This window comes from Nitrosomonas sp. Is37 (assembly GCF_033063275.1).
In the GTDB taxonomy this organism is placed as follows: domain Bacteria; phylum Pseudomonadota; class Gammaproteobacteria; order Burkholderiales; family Nitrosomonadaceae; genus Nitrosomonas.
On the sequence record NZ_JAWJYP010000051.1, the window covers coordinates 1 to 10282 of the forward strand.

The following is a 10282-nucleotide window of genomic DNA, read 5'->3' on the forward strand; positions in this document are numbered from 1 at the left end:
TATATCGTGCCTACGATGTGCTTGTGTCATATGAGATCCTCCTTCCTTACAAGAATCTCATATTTTTTATCTCGTGATACAGTATCTAGCGGTCATTTTGTTTATCGCCTATCGAGCGCGTTACCGCTGGCTGCGCTTATTTTCTCAGTTTGAGAATGTAGAGCAGGTCAAAACAGGCACCGAGCATCTCAGAAAGTGGGTCAGTATTGAATTTATCCTTGCACTGTTGCTGGTCCTGCTTGCCACCATGCTGGCCAACACTCTCCCCGCCAAGCATGCCATCATCGAAAACTGGCCTTATCCATTCCGCTTTTCGATTAAAGCCACCTGGGAAGAACCGAATGTACAGGAAATGGTGTGGAACAGGAACAGCGTTGTTGCTCGTTGCGCTGGCTACGATCTGGTTGGGGATAAAAAAGAACAAGACCGGGAAGAAAAAAATTCTGGTACCGAGTGCGCTGGTGGTCATTGCTTTGGCGATTGCATTACCCCCGCTTGCCATCGAAGCCTATCCTGAAACCTATCAAAAAACACCGGTGCCATTCGATGCCATTTCGATCTCGAATGGTTCCCTGTTTTATGCCGGGCATTGTGCGAGTTGTCAGGCCCGCAAGGCAAGGGCAACGGGGAGCTTGCCGAAACGTTGTCAACAGAACCGGCTGACCTACTGACAAAACCCCATACTGCACGGCATACTGTCGGCAACTTTTTTCATTGGCTATCTCATGGTATACCCGGAACTGACATGCCTGGTTTTGCTGCCACTCTGTCTGAGGAAGATCGCTGGGATATCGTCAATTACCTGCGTGCTCTGTCTCGTGGTTTCGATGCTCGTCTATTGGAAACTATGATCATGCCGGCATCCCCGGACATTGGGGCGCCTGTCTTCTCCTATTTTGCTTATGATGGATCTAGCGGCAATTTAAAGGATTTTCGTCTACAAAAAAATGTACTGCTGGTGTTATTTTCCTGGCCACAATCTCAGCAGCGTTTAAGTCAATTGAAAGAAACTTATGAGAATTTCAGTTTCACCCATAATACTGAGATTATGGCAGTGCCCATGGGAGCGCTTAATGAGCAAGAACTGATGGACATCGCCCATAGTGTTCCTTTCCCTGTGGTGACCGAAGGCTGGCAGGAAATCAGCAAGAGCCACTTGCTATATCGCCGGAATAGAACGGTTCCTGATTTGCTGGGCAAAGGCATGACACCCGGGCATCTGGAGTTTCTGATCGATCGTTTTGGCTATTTGCGTGCGCGCTGGGTAGCTCAATTCGATGACTTTGGTTGGTTAAATGTGGGTGTTTTGACTCAGCAGTTAGAGCAGCTTAACCAAGAGAACCAGATTATACCTCCGCCAGGAGATCATGTGCACTGAGGGGGTGTGAAAATGAAGTTTTAGCGAAACTGCGTTTTGTCAATACATCTATTGCGCACTCCAATCGCTGTGTTGGGTAGTACTCGCTTCTCGTCTATCTATTTGATATGTAGCTACGCTAAAACTCAGTTTTAGCAAAACTGAGTTTTCTTTTCACAACCTTTGATGTTTCAGTTATCAGGCCCGACTATTGCCACGTTCGTTTGCATAAAACTTTGAAGCAATGAACGCTTGGAGTCCACCTGATTATAAATCTACACAAATTCTCCTGGCTCTTTGCATTTTGGGGTGATCAATTCCTCTTTGCTCCAAAATATCTCTTATTTCATTTCCAAATCAAACATGATGCGAAGGTGAGCTGCAGACAGTATAAATAAAACGGCAAAGAGAAGCCGACAAAATCAGGTTTGATTTAGATATGGAATTAGCTGAAAGGCAAAAATACACCTAACTTTTGGAATATTGCATAACTTCAGCTAAAAAAATATTTGATTGATTGTCGATAAAGCTGATTTCTACGTGTTTGCACGTATTTTTTTTATTTATATATTTCAATAGTCTATTTAAAACTCATTAGAGTTTAATAAAAGTATTTATTACTCCTATCACTTATCTTAGGTTCAATCAAGAGTCTTTCGCAGAAGGACGTTCAATAACCATAAGGAGATCAAATCATGAAAATAATTATGACTATATCCTATCTATTAGTCCTTATACTTCTTGCTGGAAGCGCTTATAGCGCCGGCATTCTCGAATTTAGGGCCAAGCTTACGGGAGACCAGGAGGTCCCACCTGTGGTGAATCAAATACGAGCAAGAGCGCTGTTTGAGGTTAATCCAGACCGCACAATGATGGATTTCGAGCTTAAGGCTATAAACAATGATGCTCCGGTCGGTTTACTTGGGCAGGCAGGAGCTCATATCCATTGTGGGGCTGTAGGCCAGAATGGGCCGATAGTGGCCTTTCTCTCGGGTGTTATTACCGGTGGAGTCGATGGCATGTTTAAAATTAAAGCTACACTCACCGACGCTAATATTGTCAAAAATGCGTGCATGGACACCATTCAACAAAGCATAACAACCTTAAAGGAACTGGTCGATGCGATGCTCGCTGGGAAGACTTATACGAATATCCACAGCAACGCTCATCCCGCTGGCGAAACACGAGGACAAATAGTCGAGGACATCATCTTAAGATGAAGAGTATTGGATGATTAACAAATCATCATTAAGATGAACAGGCGGGGGCAGCGTGAGTTTCTTCAGCTATCTATCGTTGTCACCGCCATTGGTTGCCAAAGCTGCATCAAATTTTTTGTTGGCAAAAATTTCCATCAAGCCGAGATCAAAATCAAATCTAGAATCGATTAAATCCAATTGCAGCCAGAACCGTCATATTCGGTAATCTGGTTTGTTTCAGTGCAAGATAGCCACAAAAATCGTTTGCATGCCAGAAATGCACTGAGAATATCCTCTCTACCTGATAATCTTCTGAAATCTGGCTCAGTTAAAGCAGAAATTAAACCTTTTCATAACAAGTCGATTCCGATCTTATGCAGATGGAACTACCGAGCGGAGGTATCGATGATGAAAGTTTTTCGAAATGACCCATGATACAGTAAGACGGGGACAACGCGTATGGCCTGGCCTGCCTTATCCTTTTGGTGCAACTTGGGATGGCTCAGGCACCAATTTCGCCCTATTTTCTGCACACGCCGAGAAAGTGGAACTGTGTCTATTCGATGAGATGGGGGAGCATGAGGTTGAAAGGATAGCGTTGCCCGAATACACTCATGAAGTATGGCATGGCTATCTTCCCGACGTCCATCTTGGCCAGTTATACGGTTATAGAGTCTACGGTCCCTATAACCCTGAGCAGGGTTTTCGTTTCAATCACCACAAGCTGCTTCTTGATCCCTATGCCAAGGCGTTGCGGGGTCGACTTCTTTGGGATGATGCCTTGTATGGCTATACCATCGGTGATCCACGCGCGGATTTATCTTTCGATACACGCGACAGCGCGCCATTCATACCAAAATGCCAGGTCATTGATCCTGCTTTTACCTGGGGAGGTAAACCTCCACCTGCTACACCATGGGATCGAACCATCATCTACGAGCTTCATGTGCGCGGTTTTTCCATGCAGCACCCGGATCTACCTAAACATATACGCGGCAGTTTCGAAGGGTTATCGTCGGCGGTTGTAGTGGATTACCTCAAGAACCTGGCTGTGACTACAGTAGAGCTCATGCCGATCCAGGCCTTCGTTCATGATCGACATTTAGTAGAACGCGGGTTGAGCAACTATTGGGGCTACAACCCCATTGGCTTTTTTGCCGTTCACGCCGACTATCTATGTACAGGGAGTATGCACGAGTTCAAAACGTTTGTGCAACTGATGCATAATGCCGGTATCGAAGTCATCCTCGATGTAGTTTACAACCATACCGGTGAAGGTAATCATTTGGGTCCTACGCTCAGTTTTAGGGGAGTGGACAATAAAAGCTACTACGATCTTGTAGAAAACCAGCCGCGCTACTACAACGATTTTACCGGCACTGGCAATACGTTGGAGCTGCGTCATCCACACGTTCTCAGGATGGTCACTGATTCACTGCGATATTGGGTCGAAGAAATGGGGGTAGACGGTTTTCGATTCGATCTGGCAGTAGCTGTGGCAAGGACCGATGAGCTATTCAACCAGCACGCCAGTTTTCTCGATGCAGTTGCCCAAGACCCTGTGTTATCGAGAGTAAAGCTGATCGCAGAACCATGGGACAGCGGACCGGGTGGCTATCAGCTCGGCCATTTTCCGCCGGGGTGGTCTGAGTGGAATGACCGTTATCGCGATACCGTTCGCCGCTTCTGGCGTGGAGATGAGGGCCAGCTATCGGAGTTGGCCTCACGCCTGAGTGGATCGGCGGACATATTCGCGCATCGGGGACGCCGCCCATGGGCAAGCATCAACTATGTTACTGCCCATGACGGTTTTACCTTATATGATCTGGTCAGCTACAACCAAAAACACAACGAGATCAATCTGGAGGATAACCGCGACGGTATGAACAACAATTACAGCTGGAACTGTGGGATAGAAGGATCCACTGAGGACCCCCAGATTCTGGAGTTTCGTTACCGCCAGATGCGGAACATGCTTGCTACACTGTTTTTATCACAAGGCGTACCGATGTTACTCGCTGGTGATGAATTGGCGCGTACCCAGCTGGGTAACAATAATACCTATTGCCAGGATAACCCGCAGAACTGGCTCGATTGGGTGGAAATCGGGGTGCGGGGGCAGGAGCTCATTCAGTTCGTAAAACGATTGATCGATTTGCGTCGACGTCATATTGTGCTGCATCGCCACCGGTTTTTTCAGGGACGCTCCACGCCGGGTACTGATATTAAGGATGTAACGTGGTTACGTTCCAACGGGCAAGAAATGACTACTGAAGATTGGCACAACCCGTCGTTGCGGGCGTTTGCCATTTTGTTGAGTGGAGAAGCGGGCATTTATCACCGAACTGAGGAAGGTGTGCCAGAGCCAGACGTCACCTTTCTGGCACTTTTGAACGCAGAAAATACTCCGATTGATTATTCGCTCCCGATCTTGCAAAAACCTGGCCGCTGGCAGATTCTGGTGGATACTCTGAATCCGACTGGCGAGGCTGTTGTGCAGACTTTGGAAGAGGGGGAGGGACTCGAAGTAGTGTCACGCTCTTTCATGCTGCTGGTACGCAAGGGAGAAGCTGCGAATGTTAAGGTGACTTGAAGTGGTGATCAGAACTAAGAAGCAGAAGATATGGCAATAGATAGCACATCTAAATTTTTGCTATATGGCATAGCTTGAATCAAAAATAAAAATTTTGATCATTTCTAAATAAGAATTGTTCTTACGTGTTTATACGTATTTTTTTAATCAAAATATTGTAATAATCTATTAACATATTAGAGTTAAATTAAAAAACGTTTATTTTTTTCCTATATTTCATGGTCCTGGTGGGTATGGTTACAATTGCAAACCAACCAGGTATCTATGAGGGGTGCGCAGCCTTATGGGCCTGGCCTGTTCGCTCCGTACTCCTTATCTTCAATGATGGAGGACAAAAACATGGCTAAACAGACACGCACTTCTGTTAAACAGAAAAGTGATCCCAACATTACTTGGCGAGGGACTCTCAGCCTTGAGCAGCGCGAAGCGATGATTCGTGAGACTGCCTACTACCGCTACGCGGAGCGTGGCTACGCTCCCGGGCATGAGCTTGATGACTGGCTTACAGCCGAAGCCGAGCTTGAGCACAGAATGCCTGAGCTGCAGGAACTGCCACCGGATAGGGAGATTCAAGAGAGCGGCATTCATGGGCCAGCGAAGGATGACAAATTGAAGCGAATGGTCAAACAGCATCCGCATAAGGCCATTCCCCAGGTCGAAAGTGTCGAGCCGGAAGAAGCACCGTTCAAGGAATGACACTGCAAGCAGGGTGCTTGTTTTCTGTGCCATGAATCAGCAGAGTAGGCTGAAATAACTTTGCTGTATATCATTCACCCAGCGCTTGCTCATCAACATCTGATGAGCAATAAGTATTGTCGCTACTTTTGATCTACTTCTGTCAAATGGCAAAGTTTAGTCCATGATAGCTACGCCACGGAGGATTTATCAATCCATCCTTTGAATTCTCAGCATAAAAATCTGCGGTCAATTCACGAATTGTGCGGCGTAGTGTTTCGCGGTGAGCTTCTCTCCAGTGGCATTCTCGATCAAGTCGTTCCACAAAAGAGTGCGGCCAGGCTTGAAGACATTCTCGATGAGCCAGCTTCCAACTTCAGTGTGATCGACATAGGCCTCACGACGAGGATTGTCCGATTTTAGTATTTCGCGACAGATATAGGCATGCAGTTGAGATGCGAGCAGCTCGCCTAGCAGGTAGTTATGGTAGTAAGCCGGGTAGAGGGCAACGTGGATTTTGGAAGCCCAGTCAGGTTTATCGCGCCCTGCAGGCTTGCGCAGCATTTGGTAATTTTCTACCAACTGCCACCAGAGGGTATTGAGATCTTGATCGGAGTTTTCGTATAGGGCCTTCTCAAAGCGATACATGACTTGTGCCCAGCGGCTGAACATGAGTTGCTCGAGACGGAGGGACTGGAATAGGATATCTGCTATCTGCTCTATCTTATCGGCCGATATACCTGCGACTTGTTCAAGCCAGGCGGGATTGCTCGCGAGTCGTCCAAAAAGCATGGCGATAGCTTCGGTCGTAAATATATGCGCGGCTTCGCGCAGCACCCAGGGGAGACGGCGGTCGATATGCTTGTCATACACCGCATGGCCGTACTCATGCAGCATAGTGTCCATCCAGTTGTAAGTTGGCTTGATATTGCACACAACGCGCACATCGCCTTCGCGATCGATGTCGGTGCAGTAGGCATGCTGATACTTTCCTTCTTTCTCAAACAGGTCACTGCGTTTGAGCAGATCGTCGATCGGCATGTTGAGGCTGGCGAAATACTGTTTCGTCAGGGAAACGATATCCTTGTCCTGGTAAAATTCATCAAGGTCGACATTATAGATCATTGGCGCTTCTTGGAAGAAACGACTCTGATAATGCCAGGGCATTAGATCCTCTACCGATATATTGTACCGCTTGGCCAGCTTGGCATCGATGTCGGATTTCAGCTCGGTAAATGCCGGTGCGGTTAGTTCGTCGAGCTCGTCAAACAGCGCCTCGATCTGCATGGGATCCTGGTCGCTCAGCTGCAGCTTCATGGCGTGATAGTTGGCGAAGCCGAGTTCGTGTGCCGCCTCGTTGCGCATACGTACCAGCCGCAGGATATCGTCGGCGATGACGCTGCCGATTTCCTTGCTTGCCGTCCATGCCGTTTCGAGTTCCACACTATTGGTGGAGGTGTGAAGAATCTCGTCGATCTCATTGTCGGTAAGTTTCTTGTCGTTCACTTCTGCGCGGAAAGTGGAGAATTTCTTTTCGTTCTCATTTTGCAAGCGAATCATTTGCTCAAGCTTACTTTCATCAAGCTGCTTTTCGAGATATGAGAGATACAGCACCTCGAGCTGCCGCCGCAGCATCGGATCCGAAATGGTATTCGCTGCACGAATTCGCTTGAGCGTCGCGAAATCTTCCTTACTGGCGAGTATCTTAGTCAGTTGTACTTCCAAATCAGCTACCCGACGATAATCTTCTTCTTTTCCCGAGATCGTGGCATTGAAATATGCCAGCATCGCCTGTTTATGCAAGGGAATGACCTTTGCTTCGAATTTCTTTACAAATGCTTTGAATTCTTCCGTCATGTGATCTATCTCCGATGTTGCGCGGGATGAGAACAGACCAGAAATGCTATAACCGACAGAAAATGACACGCAAATGATCCATGAAAAGCTTTCTGGCAAATATTCTGCATCCGACTGCGACTGATTTATAATTTACCACATCCTTTTGCTAATTCTGAGTAACTTTGCTGATTACCTGCTTTCGCTGGATGAGCAAGGACTGACTGGAAATCTTGGCTGGGAAAAAGTAAAAAATTGGTTTGTCTTAAAGACATTGTCCTCAAGCTGTGCCATCATTACTTTATGACGAAACTGATACAAACACTAGGAATTGCTTCTTGTCTGGGCGGACCGATGCGCACCTGCGGCTACGCGGCAGAACTGCTGCGTGACGAGTTTGCACGGCAACCAGCAGCGCCCACCAGCCTGCAGCTGCAATGGCATATACTGTATCCCGAAAAGACGGGCTCAAAAGAGGTCAGATTAGCCCATCTCTACCAAAAAGCGAGTCAATTTACCCGCTACTGGACTGAAAGCCAACGCCATTTTCTGGTGATCGGCGGTGATCATTCCTGTGCACTTGGTACCTGGTCAGGCGTGCTGCAGGGATTGCCGCACAGCAGCGAACTTGGCTTAATCTGGCTTGATGCGCACATGGATGCGCACACTTTTGCCACCACGCCTTCCGGTAATATACACGGCATGCCTGTTGCCGCGCTGCTAGGCAAAGCGGATGAGCGGCTAGGTGCAATTTATCCAGCTTGTCGCTTTATTCAGCCAGAAAATCTGCTGCTGATCGGTGTCCGCAGTTATGAAGCGGAGGAATATGCTCTTTTAAAACAGGCAAACGTCAAGATTGTGTTTGCCGATCAAATCAGCGATTTTTCACAAACACTACTTGTGGCCATCGAGCAATTAAGCAGAACCTGCGGCATGATAGGGATCAGCCTCGACTTGGATTTCATTGATCCCGAAGATGCGCCTGGCGTAGAAACGCCAGTGCCGGGCGGAATTAAAGCCATGCCCCTCCTGACAGCGCTTACCTTGGTGAAGCGCCATACCAACCTTTGCGGTCTGGAGATCAGTGAATTCAATCCAGAAAACGATCGGCACGCTAAAACACTGCAACTGATGAAAACGATTGTTGAAACATTCTATGTAGATTAGCAATCAGTTCCCCTTCCTTGAGGGAAAGGCGATAAAACACCGAACAAATCTTTAGGATCACGCACTTCGGGCAGCAAAGCTATCTCACTGCCTAATTGATGCTCTAAAGCCAGTTCATACACCAAGCGCAGCGTTGCGAAATCTTCCAATGCAAAGCCAACCGAATCGAACACGGTAATTTCAGTAGCGTTTTCCCTGCCTCGCTTGCGTTTAGTGACGAGTTCCCATAATTCGGCATAAATATCACTTGCATCACACTGCTGTACTTCACCTTCCTTTAGTGTTTGCGGAATAAATTCAACCACAATTTTCGCTGCCTGTAGCAGGGCTCGACTTAATTCGGTTTTTCCTGGACAATCGCCGCCCATGGCGTAAATATGGGTGCCTAGTGTGACATCTTGCAATTCAAACAATGTCTGCCGTCTGTTTGACGCCGTTGCAGTAATGATAATATCAGAATTGCGAATAGCATCCCGAATGTTGGCGCAGGGTATTAGCTCGAAAGCATAAGGCGCCAGATTACGCGAAAATTTAGCCATTGCCGCTGCATCAACATCGAAGTAGCGTATTTGCCGTAACCGGAAAAGACTGCTAAAAGCCATTACCTGAAATTCCGACTGCGCGCCGGTTCCAATAATCGCTAAAGACTGACTGTTTTCTCTAGCCAAATACTTGGCTGCCAAAGCTCCGGTTGCAGCCGTGCGCAAAGCGGTCAGTAAGGTCATTTCGCTAAGCAACAACGGGTAACCGGTAGCGGTATCGCTTAACTGGCCGATGCCGACTATGCTTAACTTACCTTGTGCCGTGTTGGCGGGATGGCGATTGACATATTTGAATGTATAAAATTGATCATTCGCACAGGGCATCAATTCAATGGCGCCTTGCGCAAAATAGGTTGCATGACGCACGGATTTGCGGAAGGTATCCCAATGGGAGAAATCGTTTTCCAGAAACGTAATCAGCCTGACAAGAAAGGCTTCCAAACCAATAATTTTGATCAGTTTTTGGATATCGTGAACACTCATAACCTTCATTGCGTAACTCCCAACAGGTCAAAAAAACTTTTCTATTGGCATCGCGCCTTATACATCTACATGGGATGCTAGCGATATTATTGGCATAGTAGTTGAGTACCCATTATTGAAAAGTATCTAATCAGCATATTTTTGCTAGCTCAGGATAACAAACAAATTACGATTGGTGACAACAAAATTGTGACGAAGTAAAACGTTTGCGCAGCAGGTTGTTGGATATCGATTGCCAAAAAGGAAAGAAACAGCATCTTGCTACTTTGATTAGTCCGTAGATCTTGTTTTGGCGGATTTTTGACTACTTAGACAGAATGGCGAGCTTTTTGAGCATTAAATGCATGTTAGACTAGATAGTCGTCCCTGAAAAATCCTTTTTCTCAACTACTAAGTTGTAGGTTAGGCATATTGCCAATCAATAGCCGAT

The 10282-nt window shown here is 46.9% G+C and carries 8 protein-coding genes; 6 read left to right on the forward strand and 2 right to left on the reverse strand.

The features are described 5' to 3' along the window. Positions 1 to 73: 73 nt before the first annotated feature. The 5 genes from R2Q26_RS14860 to R2Q26_RS14880 all read left to right on the forward strand — a co-directional run bounded on the left by R2Q26_RS14860 (position 74) and on the right by R2Q26_RS14880 (position 5845). Positions 74 to 517 (forward strand): hypothetical protein, encoded by a 444-nt coding sequence (locus R2Q26_RS14860; RefSeq protein WP_317537005.1) that lies wholly within the window; start codon positions 74 to 76, stop codon positions 515 to 517. Between the two features lie 81 nt (positions 518 to 598). Continuing rightward, positions 599 to 1378 (forward strand): c-type cytochrome, encoded by a 780-nt coding sequence (locus R2Q26_RS14865; protein ID WP_317537006.1) that lies wholly within the window; start codon positions 599 to 601, stop codon positions 1376 to 1378. Between the two features lie 674 nt (positions 1379 to 2052). Then, on the forward strand, positions 2053 to 2577 hold the full coding sequence (locus R2Q26_RS14870; protein ID WP_317537007.1) for a CHRD domain-containing protein: 525 nt from the start codon (positions 2053 to 2055) through the stop codon (positions 2575 to 2577). Positions 2578 to 2980: 403 nt separating this feature from the next. Beyond that, positions 2981 to 5149 (forward strand): glycogen debranching protein GlgX, encoded by a 2169-nt coding sequence (gene glgX / locus R2Q26_RS14875; RefSeq protein ID WP_317537008.1) that lies wholly within the window; start codon positions 2981 to 2983, stop codon positions 5147 to 5149. 339 nt (positions 5150 to 5488) lie between these two features. Continuing rightward, on the forward strand, positions 5489 to 5845 hold the full coding sequence (locus R2Q26_RS14880; RefSeq protein WP_317537009.1) for a DUF2934 domain-containing protein: 357 nt from the start codon (positions 5489 to 5491) through the stop codon (positions 5843 to 5845). Between the two features lie 228 nt (positions 5846 to 6073). Here R2Q26_RS14880 and R2Q26_RS14885 read toward each other — a convergent pair whose 3' ends face one another. Next, positions 6074 to 7681 carry a M2 family metallopeptidase gene (locus R2Q26_RS14885; protein ID WP_317537010.1) on the reverse strand — a complete coding sequence of 536 codons (1608 nt, stop codon included), beginning with the start codon at positions 7679 to 7681 and terminating at the stop codon, positions 6074 to 6076. A 282-nt stretch (positions 7682 to 7963) separates the two neighbouring features. Between R2Q26_RS14885 and R2Q26_RS14890 the strand changes: the two genes are divergently transcribed. Continuing rightward, entirely contained in the window at positions 7964 to 8827 is an 864-nt protein-coding gene (locus tag R2Q26_RS14890; RefSeq protein ID WP_317537011.1) for an arginase, read from the forward strand. On the opposite strand, the gene R2Q26_RS14895 is transcribed toward R2Q26_RS14890, so the two are convergent. Beyond that, the gene (locus tag R2Q26_RS14895) at positions 8824 to 9861 is read right to left on the reverse strand and encodes an ornithine cyclodeaminase (RefSeq protein ID WP_317537012.1); all 1038 of its coding nucleotides are present in this window, start codon (positions 9859 to 9861) and stop codon (positions 8824 to 8826) included. The two genes, R2Q26_RS14890 and R2Q26_RS14895, sit on opposite strands and share 4 nt — an antisense overlap. Positions 9862 to 10282 lie beyond the last annotated feature (421 nt).